The sequence below is a fragment of the Pseudomonas sp. BP01 genome, assembly GCF_022760795.1.
Taxonomy (GTDB): Bacteria; Pseudomonadota; Gammaproteobacteria; order Pseudomonadales; family Pseudomonadaceae; genus Aquipseudomonas; species Aquipseudomonas putida_Q.
Window position 1 is genome coordinate 1 of record NZ_JAFBKA010000007.1, and the last position, 17,655, is coordinate 17,655.

Below are 17,655 nucleotides of genomic sequence, written 5' to 3' on the forward strand. Positions count from 1 at the left end.
GCGCCGATGCCTGGCCCTGTGCACTACCTGTGGGAGCTGGCTTGCCGGCGATGGGCCGCAAAGCGGCCCCAAGATCTCAAAGGCTGCGCCGATGCCTGGCCCTGTGCACTACCTGTGGGAGCTGGCTTGCCGGCGATGGGCCGCAAAGCGGCCCCAAAATCTCAAAGGCTGCGCCGATGCCTGGCCCTGTGCACTACCTGTGGGAGCTGGCTTGCCGGCGATGGGCCGCAAAGCGGCCCCAAGATCTCAAAGGTTGCGCCGATGCCTGGCCCTGTGCACTACCTGTGGGAGCTGGCTTGCCGGCGATGGGCCGCAAAGCGGCCCCAAGATCTCAAAGGCTGCGCCGATGCCTGGCCCTGTGCACTACCTGTGGGAGCTGGCTTGCCGGCGATGGGCCGCAAAGCGGCCCCAAGATCTCAAAGGCTGCGCTCATGCTCCAGCCAACCCACAAACCGCTCGATCAGCGCCCCACGCCGCTTGCGCGGCGGCAGCACCGCATAATATCCGCGCTGCGAGCGCAAACTCCCCTCCAGCGGCCGGCACAGCAGCCCTTGCTCTACCAACCCATCCACCAGATGCCCCCAGCCAATCGCCACCCCTTGCCCGGCAATCGCTGCCTGAATCAGCAACGTATAGTTATCGAACCGCAACTGCCCCGCAGGCGGTGGGCTGGCCACGCCAAACCCGCGAAACACACCCGCCCAGTCAAACCAGCGGCTGGCCTGCTCGCCCTTCAAATGCAGCAAGGGCAAACGTTGCAAAGCCACGGCTGACAAGGGTTTGCCATCCGTCAGGCGGGGGCTGCACACCGGGAAGACTTCTTCATCGAACAACCAGCGGCTTTCACCTTGGTGAAAGCGCCCATCGCCAAACAGCACCGCCACATCGATGTCCGGGCGCAACATCCCCTGGCTGCGCTCACCGGTCACCAGGCTCACATCCACCTGTGGATAAGCCTCGTGAAAGCGCTGCAGCCTGGGCATCAGCCAGAACGCCGCAAAGGCAAAGTCGGTGGCCACCTGCAGCACTTCGCGCTGGCCGCGCCCGCTGGCTTGGCCAATGCCGTCATCCATGGCTTGCAAGCCCTGGTGCACCTGTTCGAACAACAGCTGGCCGGCCTCGGTGAGCTCGATGCCCCGATAAATACGGTCGAACAGGCGCGTGCCAAGCTGGGCTTCCAGGCGTTTCATCTGTTGGCTCACTGCCGGCTGCGTGGTGCCCAGCTCCAGCGCCGCCGCGGTAAAACCCCGCAGCCGTGCTGCGGCTTCGAACACACGCAAGGTATCCAGCGACAGCTCGGAAAGGTGCTCAAACATAAGTTCAGCTAATCCCAGTCATTGCCCGCCATGGGCTTTACCCATGTTATCCACAGTCGCATCTTGGTAGGCAAGCACATCGCATAACCCTCAACGATGGAAGCCACCATGACGCGCCCGAATATCCTGTTCATCATGGCCGACCAGATGGCCGCACCCTTGCTGCCGATCTACGCCCCTTCGCCCATCCAGATGCCGCACCTGAGCCGCCTGGCCGAGCGGGCGGTGGTGTTCGACTCGGCCTACTGCAACAGCCCGCTGTGCGCGCCGTCACGCTTCACCCTGGTCAGCGGCCAGTTGCCCAGCCGCATCGGCGCCTACGACAATGCCGCCGATTTCCCCGCCGATGTGCCGACTTATGCACACTACTTGCGCCGCCTGGGCTACCGCACCGCGCTGTCCGGCAAGATGCACTTCTGCGGCCCGGACCAGCTGCACGGTTACGAAGAGCGCCTGACCAGCGACATCTACCCGGCCGACTACGGCTGGGCGGTGAACTGGGACGAACCGGATGTGAGGCCAAGCTGGTACCACAACATGTCCTCGGTACTGCAGGCCGGCCCGTGCGTGCGTACCAACCAGCTGGATTTCGACGAGGAGGTGGTGTTCAAGGCGCGCCAGTACCTGTACGACCATGTGCGCGAAAACGATGGCCGGCCATTCTGCCTGACCGTTTCGATGACGCACCCGCACGACCCGTACACCATCCCCAAGCGCTATTGGGACCGCTACGAAGGTGTGGATATCCCCATGCCCGGCGCCGAGTTCAACCAGGCAGAACTCGACCCCCACTCGCGACGCCTGCTCAAGGTCTACGACCTGTGGAACAAGCCGCTGCCTGTGGACAAGATCCGCGACGCCCGCCGCGCCTACTTCGGCGCCTGCAGCTACATCGACGACAACATCGGCCAGCTGCTGCAAACCCTGGAGGAGTGCAACCTGGCCGACGACACCCTGATCGTGTTCTCCGGCGACCACGGCGACATGCTTGGCGAGCGTGGCCTCTGGTACAAGATGCACTGGTTCGAGATGTCGGCGCGGGTACCGCTGCTGATCCATGCGCCCAGGCACTTTGCGGCGGCTCGGGTGCGTGCCTCGGTATCGACCTGCGACCTGCTGCCAACCTTGGTAGAACTGGCCGGCGGCGCTGTGGATAAAAACCTGCACCTGGACGGCCGCTCGCTGCTTGGCCACCTGCAAGGGCAGGGCGGCCACGATGAAGTGATCGGCGAGTACATGGCCGAAGGCACGGTCGGCCCGCTGATGATGATCCGCCGCGGGCCTTACAAGTTCGTGTACAGCGAAGACGACCCATGGCTACTCTATGACCTGAGCCGCGACCCGCACGAGCGGGAGAACCTCACCGGCAGCCCGGACCACCAGGCGCTGCTGCAGGCATTTGTCGATGAAGCACGACAGCGTTGGGATATCCCCAGCCTGCGCCAGCAGGTACTCGCCAGCCAGCGGCGGCGCCGCCTGGTGGCCGAGGCGCTGGCCATCGGCACGCTGAAAAGCTGGGACCACCAACCGCTGGTGGACGCCAGCCAACAGTACATGCGCAACCACATCGATCTCGACGACCTCGAGCGCAAGGCACGTTATCCACAGCCCGCACCCCTGGATTGAAAAGAGAGGCCGCCATGCACAAGTTCTCCGCCGCCGTGTTCGCCCTGGCCCTTGGCGCTGCCACGGCCCACGCCGCCGACAGCGACGCGCAATGCAATACCGTGAAAATGGCCGACCCCGGCTGGAGCGACATCGCCTCGACCAATGCCGTGGCCCGTCTGTTACTGGAAAGCCTGGGCTACAAGGTGAAGATCGACAGCCTGGCCGTCCCAATCATCTACGGCGGCTTGAAGGACGGCCGTGTTGACGCCTTTCTGGGCAACTGGATGCCGGCGCAGCAAGGCTTCCATGACAAGTTCATCGCCAACGGCGATGTGCAGCAGCTGTCGCGCAACCTGGAGGGAACCGAGTTCACCCTGGCAGTGCCCGACTACGTGTGGAATGCCGGGGTGAAGGACTTTGCCGACCTGCAGAAGCATGCCGACCAGTTCGACAAGAAGCTGTACGGTATCGGCTCCGGTGCACCGGCCAACCTGTCGCTGAAGGCAATCATCGACAAGAATGAATTCAACCTCGGCCAGTGGAAACTGGTGGAGTCCAGCGAGCAGGCGATGCTGGCCCAGGTCGACCGGGCGGTGAAGAAACAGCAGTTCATCACTTTCCTTGGCTGGACCCCGCACCCGATGAACGTGAAGCTGAAAATGCATTACCTGACCGGTGGGGAAAAGTGGTTCGGCAGCAAAGGTGAGGTGTACACGCTGACCCGCAAGGGTTATCCACAAGCCTGCCCGAATGCGGCGAAGCTGCTGGATAACCTGAAATTTACCCTGGACATGGAAAACGCCATCATGGCCGAGGTTGTGGATAAGAAGATCAGCTTCGATGACGCGGCCCGGGCTTGGGTGAAAACGTATCCCGAGGTGCTGGACGGGTGGTTGGCTGGGGTGACCACCAAGGCCGATGGCAATGCCCTGGAGGCCGTCAAAGCCAAACTGTAGTTTCAGACACGACGCGCCCCCTGTGGGAGCGGGTTCACCCGCGAATGCTGCATTGCATGTACCGACGCATTCGCGGGTAAACCCGCTCCCACAGGGGACAGTGGACCTTTGGAAATGTGAATATCTCATGCATCGCATCATTCACCTGCTGCCCTTCCTCTCCTGGCTCCCGCGCCAATCGGGCCGCAGCCTGCGCCAGGACCTGCTGGTCGGCCTGAGCGGTGCCATCCTCGCCCTGCCACAATCCATCGCCTACGCCCTGATCGCCGGCTTGCCCGCCGAATATGGCCTGTACGCCGCCATCGTACCGGTGCTGATCGCCTGCCTGTGGGGTTCGTCCTGGCACCTGATCTGCGGCCCGACCGCTGCCATCTCCATCGTGCTCTACGCCAGCATCAGCCCGCTGGCCGTGGCCGGCAGTGCCGATTACATCACCCTGGTGCTGCTGCTGACCTTCCTCGGCGGCATCTTCCAGCTGCTGCTCGGGCTTTTGCGCTTTGGCGCGCTGGTCAACTTCGTCTCCCACTCGGTAGTACTCGGTTTCACCCTGGGCGCCGCTATCGTCATTGCCCTGGGCCAATTGCCCAACCTGCTGGGCATGAACCTGCCCAGCCAGGCCACAGCACTGAAGACCGTGCAGGACCTGGCCAGCCATGCAGGTGAGGTCGACCTGCCTTCCTTGATGCTGGGCCTGGCCACTGTCGTGATCGGTGTGGCCTTCAAACTCTGGCGCCCGCGCTGGCCGAGCCTGTTGATAAGCCTGATGCTGGTCAGCCTGCTGGCCTGGCTGTTGCCGGGCTACTTTGGCCATGTGCCAAGGGTGGCGGCATTCACCGGGCAGCTCCCACCCTTCAGCCCGCTGCCTTTGCTGGATGTGGAGCTGATGCTGCGCCTGCTGCCCAGCGCCGTGGCGGTGGGCATGCTGGGGCTGGTCACCAGCCTGTCGATTGCCCGCTCGTTGTCGGCACGTTCGGAACAGCTGATAGACCCCGACCAGGAAATACGCGCACAGGGCCTGTCGAACATAGCGGGGGCGTTTTTCTCCGGTTACCTGTCTGCCGGTTCCTTCACCCGCTCGGGCCTGAGCTATGAGGCAGGTGCCCGCTCGCCTATGGCCGGGGTATTTTCGGCGCTGTGGGTGGCGTTGTTTGCCGTTACCGGCGCCGGCCTGATCGCGCACCTGCCGATACCCGCCATGGCCGGCAGCATCCTGCTGATCTGCTGGGGGTTGGTGGACCATCGGGGGATTCGCGCGTTGTTCCGGGTCAGCCGCTCGGAGTTTCTGGTCATGGCACTGACGGCGGCGGCGACGTTGTTGCTGGAGCTGCAGACGGCCATCTATGCCGGGGTGCTGGCGTCGCTGTTCTTCTACTTGAAGCGCACTTCACGGCCACGGGTGCAGCAAAGCCGTGAAGGGGACGCGGATGTGTTGCGGGTGGGCGGGTCGATTTTCTTTGGTGCGGCGCATTACCTGCAGGTGCGCTTGCAGCGCTGCCAGGGGCCACATGTGGTGATCGATGCCCGGCAGGTGAATTTTATCGATTACTCGGGTGTGGATATGTTGCACCGCGAAGCGCGGCGGTTGCGGCGGTTGGGCGGGAGTTTGACCTTGCACCGGGCCAGGCCGCAGGTGATCGAGGAATTGCAGAAGCTGGAAGGGGTGGAGTTGTGTCCGATCCGGTTTGAGGAGTGAGGTTGGGTTGAGATCCTGGGGCTGCTTTGCAGCCCCAAAAATCTCAGCCCCGAGCCAGTTGCCGGCGCAGTTCAGCCAACACCGGCGCCGTATCCGGCCGCACACCACGCCAGATAAAGAAGGCTTCAGCCGCCTGCTCAGCCAGCATCCCCAACCCATCGAGCACCTTGGCAGCACCCAGCCGGGTAGCCCACGCGCAAAACGGCGTCGGCTCCTTGCCATACATCATGTCGTAGCAAACCGTGCGCCCCGCCTCGACCAGGCTGTCGGCAATCGGCGGCATTTCGCCGGCCAGGCTCGCCGAAGTGGCGTTGATGATCACATCCACAGGCTCCTGCAACCAGGCAAACCCGCTGGCCACAACCGGCCCCAGCTCATCGAACTCACGCGCCAGCTGCTCGGCTTTTTCCACAGTGCGGTTGGCAACCACAAGCGACTGCGGCTTGTGCGCCAGAATCGGCTCCAGCACACCCCGCACGGCGCCACCGGCACCGAGGATAAGAATGCGCTTGCCGGCCAGTTCGACCCCGGCATTCACCGTCAGGTCGCGCACCAGGCCCGCGCCATCGGTGTTGTCGCCCTGCAGGGTGCCATCAGCCAGCTTGCTCAGCGTATTCACAGCGCCAGCGCGCTGGGCACGCGGGGTCAGGCTGTCGCACAGCCGGTAAGCCTCTTCTTTGAATGGCACGGTGACGTTGCCGCCGCTGCCTTGCTTGAAGAAGCCGCGCGCGCAATCGCTGAACTCGTCCAGCGGCGCCAGCAGGGTGGCGTATTCCAGGTCCTGGCCGGTCTGCTCGGCAAACAGGCGGTGGATCAGCGGCGACTTGCTGTGGCCGATGGGGTTACCAAAAACGACGTACTGGTCCATGACGGCTCCTTGGTTATCCACAGGCTTACTGGCCGAGCCAGTCGCGGTCCTGCAGGAAGTACTCGGTCAGGCGCGCTTCTTCGCTGCCGGGTGCGGCCTTCCAGTCGTAACCCCAGCGCACCTGAGGTGGCAGCGACATGAGGATGGACTCGGTGCGGCCACCGGATTGCAGGCCGAACAGGGTTCCACGGTCGTAAACCAGGTTGAACTCCACGTAGCGGCCGCGGCGGTATTCCTGGAACTCGCGCTGCTGCGGGGTGTAGGGCGTGTCCTTGCGGCGCTGGACGATCGGCAGGTAGGCGTTGACGAAGGCATCGCCGATGGCGCGGATGAAAGCGAAGCAGGTGTCGAAGTCCCACTCGTTCAGGTCGTCGAAGAACAGGCCACCGATGCCGCGTGGCTCGCCACGGTGCTTGAGGTGGAAGTAGCGGTCGCACCAGGCCTTGTAACGCGGATACACGTCGGCGCCGAATGGTGCGCAGGCCTGTTCGGCCACGCGGTGCCAGTGGATGCAGTCTTCTTCGTTGCCATAGTACGGGGTCAGGTCGAAGCCGCCGCCGAACCACCATACGGCCTCTTCACCTTCCTTTTCGGCGATGAAGAACCGCACATTGGCGTGGGAAGTGGGCACATGCGGGTTGTGCGGGTGGATCACCAGCGACACACCCAGGGCCTCGAAGCCACGGCCCGCCAGTTCAGGGCGGTGTGCGCTGGCCGAGGGTGGCAGGCCGGCACCAAACACATGGGAGAAGTTGACCCCGCCTTTCTCGATCACCTTGCCGTCGCCGATCACCCGCGTGCGGCCCCCGCCACCGGCTTCGCGCACCCAGGCATCCTCGACGAAACGGGCACCGCCGTCTTCTGTTTCGAGGGCAGAGCAGATGCGGTCTTGCAGGTCGAGCAGGTAGGCTTTCACGGCCTCGGTGCGGCTAGTCATCGGGTCACCAGGAACGGGCAGGGAAGAATTCGCGCGTAGCATACCACCGCCAGCGCGCGCGCCGCAGTTGACGGCGATCAAGCAAAGGCGTCCGATAGAAGGCCTTTTCCCGATCCCGACTACAGGAGTGCGAGATGGCCAAGCGTATCCAGTTCAGCCAGCATGGCGGCCCGGAAGTGCTGCAGTTTGTGGAATTCGAACCCACCCCGCCCGGGCCACAGCAGGTGCGTGTGCGTAACCACGCCATCGGCCTGAACTTCATCGACACGTACTTTCGCAGCGGGCTGTATGCACCGCCGTCCCTGCCTTCTGGCCTGGGTACCGAGGCGGCCGGCGTGGTCGAGGCCGTGGGCGACGGTGTGACCCGCCTGAAGGTGGGTGACCGCGTGGCCCATGCCGGTGGCCCGCTGGGCGCGTACAGCGAGGTGCATACGCTGCCGGAGGCCAACCTGGTCAAGCTGCCCGACAACATCAGCTTCGAGCAGGCGGCAGCGGTGATGCTCAAGGGTTTGACCGTGCAGTACCTGCTGAAGCAGACCTATGAGGTCAAATCGGGCGACGTAATCCTGTTCCACGCGGCAGCGGGTGGCGTCGGTTCGCTGGCCTGCCAGTGGGCCAAGGCCCTGGGCGCCAAACTGATCGGTACCGTGAGTTCTGCCGAGAAGGCCGAGCGGGCCAAGGCGCTGGGGGCATGGGAAACCATCGACTACAGCCACGAAGATGTGGCCAAGCGGGTACTGGAACTGACCGACGGCAAGAAATGCCCGGTGGTGTATGACGGCGTGGGCGCCGATACCTGGCTCACCTCGCTGGACTGCCTGCAGCCACGCGGGTTGATGGTGAGCTTTGGTAATGCCTCAGGCGCGGTGAGCGGGGTGAACCTGGGGATCCTGGCGCAGAAGGGCTCGCTTTACGTCACCCGGCCAACCTTGGCGACCTATGCCAATAATGCCGAGAACACCCAGGCCATGGCCGATGACCTGTTTGCAATGATTGCGAGTGGCAAGCTGGTTGTGGATATCCAGCAGCGGTATCCATTGAGCGAGGCGGCCAAGGCACAGGCGGAGCTGTCGGCGCGGCGGACTGTGGGGTCGACTGTACTAATCCCCTGAGCCACACACGTTCCCTGTGGGAGCGGGCATGCGCGCGAAGCAGCCACCGCGGTGGATGGCACCGGCTCTGCCGGTGTTCGCGGGCACGCCCGCTCCCACAGGTACTGCGTCGGCTTCAATAGCTGCGCTATGCCTGTGAGGGCCGGTTTGTCGGTGGAGGGGTCGACTCGATGCCATCGAGTATCGCCTCAATCACACCCTCTGCCATCTCAATCGAATGCAGGTTCGACCAGAACATGCCACGGCCCTCTTCGCGCATGTAGTCCAGGGCTTTGTAGCCGGTTTCGTAGGCGCTGCGCAGGTACAGGGCTACGTGGACCAGAGCGTCCTCGGCGGAAATGTTCGGGTTGACGGTGAAGAGAGGGTCATGGCCGGCGTCGCAGCGGCCGAAGGGGCGGGTGGAGGTGCATGGAAGGGGTGGATCGGGGACTATTTTCTTGCTCATGGGAATTCACCTGATCAGGGCGGCCGCTCAATCCGTTACCACACGAAATGGGTGGCAGCTGCACGCAGGGTGGTAAACCGGACGAATCCCAAACCCGGCAGGCTCGAAAGCCTCCCGCGCACAGCCGCCATGGCTGCCATTCAGAATTCGCACATCCGGGTTACCACACCCGATCGCCAAGTTATTCGGCGACGGTTTAAGCCTAAGGGCAGAGGTTCCCACTGAGAAGGTGATGGCAGAGGACGCGGCTCGTAGGATATTTCCCAAGCCGCAAGCTGGACAGCCATTTTGGCAAAATCAGAAAAATCTGCGGGGTATGGGGCCGCTTTGCGGCCCAATCGCCTGCAAGCCAGCTCCCACACCGACCGCACCGGCTTCAAGCCATGGGCAGTACCTGTGGGAGCTGGCTTGCCGGCGATCGAGGGCGAAGCCCTCGGCAGCGGTATCAGCCCGGGCGCACAACCTCGCCGGTTGCCAGGTTGCGAATCACACTCGGGTTCTTCCGGCCCCCCAGCGCCCCGCCAAGCACCAGGTCCAGCTGGCCGTGGAAGTACTGCTCCACCCGCAACCGGGTCTTCGCCGCCGGGCGCCCGCCGGGGTTGCACGAGGTGGAAATCAGTGGCCCCACCAGTGCGCACAGTTCACGCACCACCGGGTGGTCACTGACGCGCAGCGCCACCGTGTCATGCTGACCGGTCACCCACTCGGGCAGCAGGTCCTGGTGCGGCACCAGCCAGGTATTCGGCCCCGGCCAGGTGCTGCCCATGCGGTCGATCCAGTCTTCGGGGAAGTCCTCGAACAGGAAGTCGAACTGGCGGATGTTGTCAGCGATCAGGATCAGCCCTTTATCCACAGGCCGCGACTTCAGCGCCAGCAGGCGATACACCGCGTCCTCGTTCCATGGGTCGCAGCCCAGGCCCCAGACCGCTTCCGTCGGGTAGGCGATTACTGCGCCCGCCCGGATCTCACGTGCGGCTTGTTGCACACGAAAACTGCTCACCATTGCTGTTACTCCGCCTGAATACCTTGCTTGTGCGCAGTGTACTTAGCCCGCGCGGGCAAACCAACGCCCGGCTTCATTGCTGACCCGGCCTTCCAGCTCCAGCTCGGTCAGCTGCGCCAACACTTCAGCCAGCGGCAGCTCGCTGCAGTGCGCAAGGCTTTCGCTGGTTTGAGGCGCTGCATGCAGCAGGGCAAGCAGGGGATGGTCGAACCTGTCCACAACTGCAGGTGGCAGGTTCTGCCAACCCTGCAGGCTTTCCAGGATTTGTTCCACCGTTTCCACCAGCAGTGCCCCATCCCGGATCAGCTGGTGACAGCCCTTGGCCCCCGGGTGATGAATAGACCCCGGAATGGCATACACCTCACGGCCTTGCTCGGCCGCCAGGCGCGCCGTAATCAGCGAGCCGCTGGCAATACTGGCCTCTACCACCAGCACACCCAGCGACAGCCCGCTGATGATGCGGTTGCGCCGTGGGAAGTTGCCAGGCAGTGGCCCGGCATCCAGCGGATACTCCGAAACCAGCGCACTGCCGTTGTCGATCATCGCCTGCGCAAGCTCTTGATGGCGCTGTGGATAAAGTTTTTGCAGCCCCGTGCCGAGCACGGCAATCGTGCACCCACCAGCCTGCAACGCAGCCCGATGAGCGGCACCGTCGACGCCTACCGCAAGCCCGCTGGTAATGGTGAAACCAGCCTGCGCAAGGTAGCGGGAAAATGCCCGGGCGGTGTCGAGCGCCGGGGGTGTGGCACGTCTGCTGCCCACAATCGCCAACTGAGGGCGGTCGAGCAAGGCCCGGTCGCCAGCAACGAAAAGCAGCGGCGGGGCATCGTCGATTTCTGCCAGCAACGCTGGGTAGCCAGGGCCGTCCCACATCAGCAAATGCTGGCCGGGGCGCTCTAACCAGGCCATTGCGGCGAGCGCGCCCTCGCGGACCTCGGCACTGCGCCGGGCATCGATGGTGGCTTGGGGGATGCCCAACGCTCGCCAGGCCGAACCGGGAGCGCTAAGTGCACTAGAGGCGCTGCCGAACGCATCCAGCAAGGTGCGAAAACGTCGCAATCCTGTCTCGGGCAAGCGATGCAGGCGTAATCGCGCCTCCAGTTCGGCAGGCGGGCAGAGCGACGAATGGTAACTGGGCATGGGGATCGTCCTTGATCGAAACAGGGCCATCTACGTGGCACAACCTGTGGATAACTCTGTGAGTAACACTTTGAAAACCTGTCCATTGGCTGGGGGCTATCAAGCCCATAGACACCCTAGACGAGCTTGCCAGGTGCCGAAATCCCCGTTTCCCTTTATTATGTGTGCTCAGTTTTCAACCGAACGCACAGTGACTGCCTGACCTTATGGCCATCTTGAACATTCTCGAATTCCCGGACCCGCGCCTGCGCACTATCGCCAAACCGGTGACGGAGTTCGACGACGCCCTGCGTCAGCTGATCGACGACATGTTTGAAACCATGTACGAAGCCCCTGGTATCGGCCTGGCCGCCACCCAGGTCAACGTGCACCTGCAGGTCGTGGTCATGGACCTCAGCGAAGACCGCAGCGAGCCGCGCGTCTTCATCAACCCCACGGTCGAAGAACTGACCCACGACATGGGCCAGTACCAGGAAGGCTGCCTGTCGGTGCCCGGCTTCTACGAGAACGTCGACCGCCCGCTGCGTGTGCGGGTCAAGGCCCAGGACCGCGACGGCAAGCCTTACGAGCTGGAATGCGAAGGCCTGCTGGCGGTGTGCGTGCAGCACGAATTCGATCACCTCAACGGCAAGCTGTTCGTTGACTACCTGTCGCAGCTCAAGCGCGACCGGATCAAGAAGAAGCTGGAAAAGCAGCACCGCCAGCAAGCCTGATCCCTACCTTCCAGAAGGCTTGCTCCGGCAAGCCTTTTTCTATTTTGAAGCGAGAACTCCATGCGCATCGTCTTTGCAGGCACTCCAGAGTTTGCCGCCGAACACCTCAAGGCCCTGCTCGACAGCCCTTACGAGATCGTGGCCGTCTACACTCAGCCCGACCGCCCGGCCGGCCGTGGCCAGAAGCTGATGCCAAGTGCGGTCAAGGCACTGGCCGTCGCCCACGACATCCCGGTGTTCCAGCCGCAGACCCTGCGCAACGCCGATGCACAGGCCGAACTGGCCGCGCTGAAGCCGGACCTGATGGTGGTGGTCGCCTACGGCCTGATCCTGCCGCAGGCAGTGCTGGATATCCCGCGCCTGGGCTGCATCAACAGCCACGCCTCCCTGCTGCCACGCTGGCGCGGTGCGGCGCCTATCCAGCGGGCCGTGGAAGCCGGCGACGCCGAGAGCGGCGTAACCGTGATGCGCATGGAAGCTGGCCTGGATACCGGCCCGATGCTGCTCAAGGTAGTCACCCCCATCAGCGCCGATGACACCGGCGGCACCTTGCACGACCGCCTGGCCGAAATGGGCCCGCCCGCCGTGGTACAGGCCATCGCCGGCCTGGCCGACGGGTCGCTGCACGGTGAAGTGCAGGACGATGCCCTGGCCACCTACGCACACAAGCTGAACAAGGACGAGGCGCGCATCGACTGGAGCCGCCCGGCGGTTGAGCTGGAGCGCCTGATCCGCGCCTTCAACCCGTGGCCGGTGTGCCACAGCACCCTCGATGGTGAAAGCGTGAAGGTGCTGGCCGCCAACTTGTCCACAGGCCAGGGCGCCCCGGGCGAAATCCTGTCCGCCAGCAAGGACGGCTTGGTCGTTGCCTGCGGTGATCAGGCGCTGAGCCTGACCCGCCTGCAATTGCCCGGCGGCAAGGCGCTTAACTTCAGCGACCTGTTCAACAGCCGCCGCGAGAAGTTCGCCGTCGGCAAGGTGCTGGGCCAATGAACCCACGTCTCGCCGCCGCCCGTGCCCTTGCCGCTGTGCTCAGTGGCAAGGCCTCGCTGAACAGCTCGCTGCCGGCACAACTGGACAAGGTTGATGAACGCGACCGTGGCCTGACCCAGGACCTGGCGTTCGGTACCGCACGCTGGCAGCCGCGCCTCGACCTGCTGGCCGCGCAACTGCTGCAAAAGCCTTTCAAGGCGGCCGACGCCGATGTGCAGGCGCTGCTGCTGGTCGGCCTGTACCAGTTGTTCTACACCCGCATTCCGGCCCACGCCGCCATCGGCGAAACCGTGGGCTGTGCCGACAAGCTGAAAAAGCCGTGGGCCAAGGGCCTGCTCAATGCCGTGCTGCGCCGCGCCCAGCGTGAAGGCGAAGAATTGCTCGCCGGCATGGAGCGCGACCCAGTGGTACGCACCGCCCACCCGCGCTGGTTGCAAAAGGCGCTGAAAGCCTTTTGGCCAGAGCAGTGGGAAGCCATTTGCGCCGCCAACAACGCCCACCCGCCGATGATTCTGCGGGTCAACCGCCGTCACCACAGCCGCGATGCCTACCTGGCACTGCTGGCCGAAGGAGGCATTGGCGCCAGCGCCTGCCAGTACAGCCGTGACGGCATCGTGCTGGCCGAGGCCTGCGACGTGCGGGGCCTGCCAGGCTTCGCCGAGGGCTGGGTGAGCGTGCAGGACGAAGCCGCGCAGCTGTCCGCCGACCTGCTCGAACTGGCCCCCGGCCAGCGCGTGCTGGACGCCTGTTGCGCCCCGGGTGGCAAAACCTGCCACTTGCTGGAGGCCGAAGCCGGCCTGGCGCAGATGGTGGCCATCGACCTCGAAGCCAAGCGCCTGACCCGCGTGCGCGAGAACCTCGACCGCCTGCAACTGGACGCCGAGCTGATCGCCTGCGATGCCCGGGACACCGCCAGCTGGTGGGACGGCAAGCCGTTCCAGCGCATCCTGCTCGACGCGCCGTGTTCGGCCACCGGCGTAATTCGCCGCCATCCGGACATCAAGCTGACCCGCCAGGCCGACGACATCCCGGCCCTGGCAACGCTGCAAGGCGAGCTGCTCGATGCCCTGTGGCCGACACTGGAAGTAGGCGGCATGCTGCTGTACGCCACCTGCTCCAGCCTGCCGACCGAGAACACCGAAGTGATCGGCGCCTTCCTTGCCCGCACCCCAGGCGCCCGTGAGCTGGACCTGGCCACCGAGGCCGGCCTGCGCCAGCCCCACGGCCGCCAGTTGCTGGCCCAGGAAGGCGGCCACGACGGTTTCTACTATGCCAAGCTGATCAAGATCGCCGCCTCACGCGGATAAGCACAAACGGTAGGGAGTAGCGGATGAAGATCATCATCCTCGGCGCAGGGCAGGTAGGCGGTACGCTGGCAGAGCACTTGGCCAGCGAAGCCAACGACATCACCGTGGTCGACACCGATGGCGAGCGCTTGCGCGACCTCGGTGACCGCCTGGACATCCGTACCGTGCAGGGCCGCGGCTCGCTGCCGACGGTACTGCGCCAGGCCGGTGCTGACGACGCCGACATGCTGGTGGCTGTGACCAACAGCGACGAAACCAACATGGTCGCCTGCCAGGTGGCCTATTCGCTGTTCCACACCCCGACCAAGATCGCCCGGGTGCGGGAATCGTCTTACCTCACCCGCGAGGAGCTGTTCCACAACGACCATATCCCGGTCGACGTGCTGATCAGCCCCGAGCAGGTGGTGACCAACTACATCAAGCGCCTGATCGAACACCCAGGCTCGCTGCAGGTGATCGACTTTGCCGAAGGCAAGGCCCAGCTGGTGGCGGTAAAGGCTTACTACGGTGGCCCGCTGGTGGGCCAGCAGCTGCGCCAGATCCGTGCGCACATGCCCAACGTCGACACCCGCGTGGCAGCCATCTTCCGCCGCGACCGGCCGATCACCCCACGTGGCGACACCGTGATCGAAGCTGACGACGAAGTGTTCTTCATCGCCGCCAAGAAGGACATCCGCGCGGTGATGGGCGAGCTGCGCCACATCGACGAAACCAACAAACGCATTGTGATCGCTGGCGGTGGGCAGATCGGCGAACGCCTGGCCGAAGCCATCGAGAGCCGCTACCAGGTGAAGATCATCGAGATGAACCCGGCGCGCTGCCGGCACCTCTCCGATACCTTGGAAAGCACCGTGGTGCTACAGGGCAGCGCCTCGGACAAGGACCTGATGCTCGAAGAAAACATCGCCGACGCCGACATCTTCCTGGCCCTGACCAACGACGACGAGGCCAACATCATGTCGTCGCTGCTGGCCAAACGCCTGGGCGCGGGCAAGGTGATGACCATCATCAACAACCCGGCCTATGTCGACCTGGTGCAGGGCGGTGATATCGACATCGCCATCAGCCCGCAGCTGGCCACCATCGGCACCCTGCTGGCGCACGTGCGCCGTGGCGATATCGTCAGCGTGCACTCGCTGCGCCGTGGTGCGGCCGAGGCCATCGAGGCGGTGGCACACGGGGACGCGAAGTCGAGCAAGGTTGTTGGCAAAGCCATCGAAGACATCGCCCTGCCGCCGGGTACCACCATCGGCGCCATCATCCGGGACGAAGAGGTGATGATCGCCCACGACGCCACGAGGATCGAATCGGGTGACCATGTGATCCTGTTCGTTGTGGATAAAAAACACATTCGGGATGTGGAAAAGCTGTTCCACGTTGGCTTGAGTTTCTTCTAGGAGAAGAGGGCATGCGCGAATCGCTGGAGAAGATGCTGGCCAAGGGTGTGGATAACCCATTGCTGCGGTTCGGGCTGGGGAAAGCTTGGCTGGATGAAGGCAACGGCGCTGAAGCGGCGGTGCACCTGGCACGGTGTGTGGAGCAGGATCCCAAGTATTCCGCGGCGTGGAAGCTGCTGGGCAAGGCGCATCAGTTGCAGGGTGACCTGGCAGCAGCGCGCAAGGCCTGGGAAGATGGGATCGTGGCGGCGCAGGCCCATGGGGACAAGCAGGCCGAGAAAGAGATGACAGTGTTCCTGAAGAAACTCAACAAGGTCTGAAATTGCCGGGGCTGCTTTGCAGCCCATCGCCGGCAAGCCAGCTCCCACAGGTGCCGAGCAAGCCCATGGGCTTTGTACAAGCCAGAGCTTGTCTAAGCCGAAAGCATGAGCTCGGGCCGGCACGGTCAAGGTGGGAGCCCATCGCCGGCAAGCCAGCTCCCACAGGGGCCGAGCAAACCCATGGGCTTTGTACAAGCCAGAGCTTGTCTAAGCCGAAAGCATGAGCTCGGGCCGGCACGGTCAGGGTGGGAGCTGGCTTGCCGGCGAAAGGGGCGCAAAGCGCCCCCAGAAATCTCAGTACCAGCGCGGCTCGCCAGCCGGGCGCTTCTTGAAGCGTTTCATGCTCCACATGTACTGGCTCGGGTACTCGCGTACATAGCGCTCGACCACCTTGCTCATCGCCGCCGCCGATTCGGTCACATCGGTGCTGTACATCGCTTCCGGCGCTGCTTCCAGAATCACCCGAAAGCCCGAACCATCCGGCAGCCGCAGCGCATGCAGGAACACCCCCACAGCCTTGCCACCGGCCAGCATGTTCGGCACGAACTTGCTGGTCAGCGCCTGGGTACCCAGGAACGGCACGAACACCCCAGCCGATTCCGCCGGCTCCGGGTCGGCGGGGATGCCCACCTGGCCACCACGGCGCACTTCCTTGATCACGCTGAGGATGCCTTCCTTGGTCGAAGGCGCCACGCGGTTGCCCATCTGCACGCGCTGCTCACGCAGCAAGTCATCCACAGCTTTGAGCTTCGGCGGGCGATAGAAGATGATCGGTTTGCACTGGTTGCAGTAGAAGTGGTTCAGCACTTCCCAGTTGCCCAGGTGGCTGGTGATTCCCACCACGCCCTTGCCTGAGGCCAGGGCCTGCTCCAGCACTTCCAGGCCGTGCACTTCCTTGACCAGCTCCAGCGAACGCTGCGGCGGCCAGATCCAGGCACAGGCACTTTCGACGAAGGACTTGCCGATGTCCCGCAGCGCCTGGCCAACCAGCTGCTCACGGGCAACCGGGTCCATCTCCGGGAAACACTTGGCAAGGTTGATCCGCACCACGTTGCGCGAACCATTGGGCACTTTCCACATCAGCCAGCCGATACCCGCGCCCACACGCTGTACAGCGCCCCAGGGCAGCTTGGCAAACAGGCGCAGCACCCCGACCATCAGGGCGCCCTTGAACTTTTCCACAGGCGAATTCCTTATTTCAGCAAGGCGCGCATTGTAACCCCTCAGCGCAACAAGGCGGCGTAGCGATCGCAATCGGTGGTGTGGTCCATGACCATGCCGGTGGCCTGCATGAAGGCGTAGCAGATGGTCGGGCCGACAAAGGTGAAGCCGGCTTTCTGCAGGGCCTTGCTCATGGCCTTGGCTTCGTCGGTGACAGCCGGCACGTCGCCGCGCACTTCGAAGTGGTTGATCTTCGGCTCGCCACCAACGAACGACCATAGCCATGCGGCGGGGTTATCCACAGCCAGCCAGGCCTGGGCATTGCGCCGCGCAGCCTTGAGCTTGAGGCGATTGCGGATGATGCCGGCATCCTGCATCAATTCTTCGATGCGCTTGTCGCTCATGGCGGCCAGCTTTTCCGGGTCGAAGCCGTACATCACCTCGCGATAACGCTCGCGCTTGCGCAAAACGGTTATCCACGACAGCCCGGCCTGGAACCCTTCGAGCAAAAGCATCTCGAAGAGCAACGCCGGGTCACGCTGTGGCGTTCCCCATTCCTGGTCATGATAGGCCTGGTACAACGGATCGTCGGTACACCAAAAGCAGCGTGGCATAAGGCTCCAATGAGTAGAGGGCGAGGCGAATCAGGTTATACTCCCGCTCTTTACATCCGCATCCCCAGATAC

17 protein-coding genes are annotated in these 17,655 nt (G+C 63.8%); 9 read left to right on the forward strand and 8 right to left on the reverse strand.

Annotation, left to right across the window (positions count from 1 at the left end; genetic code table 11):
* Positions 1-416: 416 nt before the first annotated feature.
* Positions 417-1,316, reverse strand: coding sequence for a choline sulfate utilization transcriptional regulator (locus JOY50_RS08190; RefSeq protein WP_243055058.1), 900 nt, complete (start codon positions 1,314-1,316; stop codon positions 417-419).
* A 108-nt stretch (positions 1,317-1,424) separates the two neighbouring features.
* Between JOY50_RS08190 and betC the strand changes: the two genes are divergently transcribed.
* The 3 genes from betC (at position 1,425) to JOY50_RS08205 (ending at position 5,573) form a co-directional block, all read left to right on the forward strand.
* On the forward strand, positions 1,425-2,942 hold the full coding sequence (gene betC, locus JOY50_RS08195) for a choline-sulfatase (RefSeq protein ID WP_243055059.1): 1,518 nt from the start codon (positions 1,425-1,427) through the stop codon (positions 2,940-2,942).
* Between the two features lie 14 nt (positions 2,943-2,956).
* Positions 2,957-3,880 carry a choline ABC transporter substrate-binding protein gene (gene choX / locus JOY50_RS08200; RefSeq protein ID WP_243055060.1) on the forward strand — a complete coding sequence of 308 codons (924 nt, stop codon included), beginning with the start codon at positions 2,957-2,959 and terminating at the stop codon, positions 3,878-3,880.
* Between the two features lie 127 nt (positions 3,881-4,007).
* Complete coding sequence (locus JOY50_RS08205; protein ID WP_243055061.1) at positions 4,008-5,573, forward strand: SulP family inorganic anion transporter; 1,566 nt, start codon at positions 4,008-4,010, stop codon at positions 5,571-5,573.
* Between the two features lie 43 nt (positions 5,574-5,616).
* On the opposite strand, the gene aroE is transcribed toward JOY50_RS08205, so the two are convergent.
* Positions 5,617-6,441, reverse strand: a complete 825-nt coding sequence (gene aroE, locus JOY50_RS08210; protein ID WP_019473736.1) for a shikimate dehydrogenase — start codon at positions 6,439-6,441, stop codon at positions 5,617-5,619.
* 25 nt (positions 6,442-6,466) lie between these two features.
* A complete protein-coding gene (gene hemF / locus JOY50_RS08215; protein ID WP_019473737.1) occupies positions 6,467-7,378 on the reverse strand; it encodes an oxygen-dependent coproporphyrinogen oxidase in 912 nt (303 codons plus the stop codon).
* Positions 7,379-7,512: 134 nt separating this feature from the next.
* On the opposite strand from hemF, the gene JOY50_RS08220 reads away from it, so the two are divergent.
* Positions 7,513-8,490, forward strand: coding sequence for an NADPH:quinone reductase (locus JOY50_RS08220; protein ID WP_132846304.1), 978 nt, complete (start codon positions 7,513-7,515; stop codon positions 8,488-8,490).
* A 127-nt stretch (positions 8,491-8,617) separates the two neighbouring features.
* Here the strand turns inward: JOY50_RS08220 and JOY50_RS08225 are convergent, their stop codons facing one another.
* The 3 genes from JOY50_RS08225 to dprA form a co-directional block, all read right to left on the reverse strand.
* Positions 8,618-8,935: a hypothetical protein gene (locus JOY50_RS08225; protein WP_132846303.1), complete on the reverse strand. Its 318-nt coding sequence runs from the start codon at positions 8,933-8,935 to the stop codon at positions 8,618-8,620.
* Between the two features lie 445 nt (positions 8,936-9,380).
* On the reverse strand, positions 9,381-9,938 hold the full coding sequence (locus tag JOY50_RS08230) for an L-threonylcarbamoyladenylate synthase (protein ID WP_011953122.1): 558 nt from the start codon (positions 9,936-9,938) through the stop codon (positions 9,381-9,383).
* A gap of 42 nt (positions 9,939-9,980) precedes the next feature.
* On the reverse strand, positions 9,981-11,078 hold the full coding sequence (dprA, locus tag JOY50_RS08235; RefSeq protein WP_138736678.1) for a DNA-processing protein DprA: 1,098 nt from the start codon (positions 11,076-11,078) through the stop codon (positions 9,981-9,983).
* 206 nt (positions 11,079-11,284) lie between these two features.
* Here dprA and def point away from each other — a divergent pair, with 206 nt between their 5' ends.
* Genes def through JOY50_RS08260 form a run of 5 tightly spaced genes read left to right on the forward strand, consistent with a single transcriptional unit; the run spans position 11,285 to position 15,808 of the window.
* The gene (gene def, locus JOY50_RS08240; protein ID WP_016497369.1) at positions 11,285-11,791 is read left to right on the forward strand and encodes a peptide deformylase; all 507 of its coding nucleotides are present in this window, start codon (positions 11,285-11,287) and stop codon (positions 11,789-11,791) included.
* Between the two features lie 60 nt (positions 11,792-11,851).
* Positions 11,852-12,784 (forward strand): methionyl-tRNA formyltransferase, encoded by a 933-nt coding sequence (fmt, locus tag JOY50_RS08245; RefSeq protein WP_132846301.1) that lies wholly within the window; start codon positions 11,852-11,854, stop codon positions 12,782-12,784.
* The gene (rsmB, locus tag JOY50_RS08250; RefSeq protein WP_138736680.1) at positions 12,781-14,091 is read left to right on the forward strand and encodes a 16S rRNA (cytosine(967)-C(5))-methyltransferase RsmB; all 1,311 of its coding nucleotides are present in this window, start codon (positions 12,781-12,783) and stop codon (positions 14,089-14,091) included. Before fmt ends, rsmB begins: the two co-directional genes overlap by 4 nt.
* A gap of 23 nt (positions 14,092-14,114) precedes the next feature.
* Positions 14,115-15,488, forward strand: coding sequence for a Trk system potassium transporter TrkA (gene trkA, locus JOY50_RS08255; RefSeq protein WP_138736681.1), 1,374 nt, complete (start codon positions 14,115-14,117; stop codon positions 15,486-15,488).
* 11 nt (positions 15,489-15,499) lie between these two features.
* A complete protein-coding gene (locus JOY50_RS08260) occupies positions 15,500-15,808 on the forward strand; it encodes a tetratricopeptide repeat protein (protein WP_019473745.1) in 309 nt (102 codons plus the stop codon).
* 294 nt (positions 15,809-16,102) lie between these two features.
* Here JOY50_RS08260 and JOY50_RS08265 read toward each other — a convergent pair whose 3' ends face one another.
* Both JOY50_RS08265 and JOY50_RS08270 read right to left on the reverse strand, forming a co-directional pair.
* Complete coding sequence (locus JOY50_RS08265) at positions 16,103-16,990, reverse strand: lysophospholipid acyltransferase (protein WP_016489937.1); 888 nt, start codon at positions 16,988-16,990, stop codon at positions 16,103-16,105.
* Positions 16,991-17,031: 41 nt separating this feature from the next.
* Positions 17,032-17,583 (reverse strand): DNA-3-methyladenine glycosylase I, encoded by a 552-nt coding sequence (locus JOY50_RS08270; RefSeq protein ID WP_132846298.1) that lies wholly within the window; start codon positions 17,581-17,583, stop codon positions 17,032-17,034.
* Positions 17,584-17,655 lie beyond the last annotated feature (72 nt).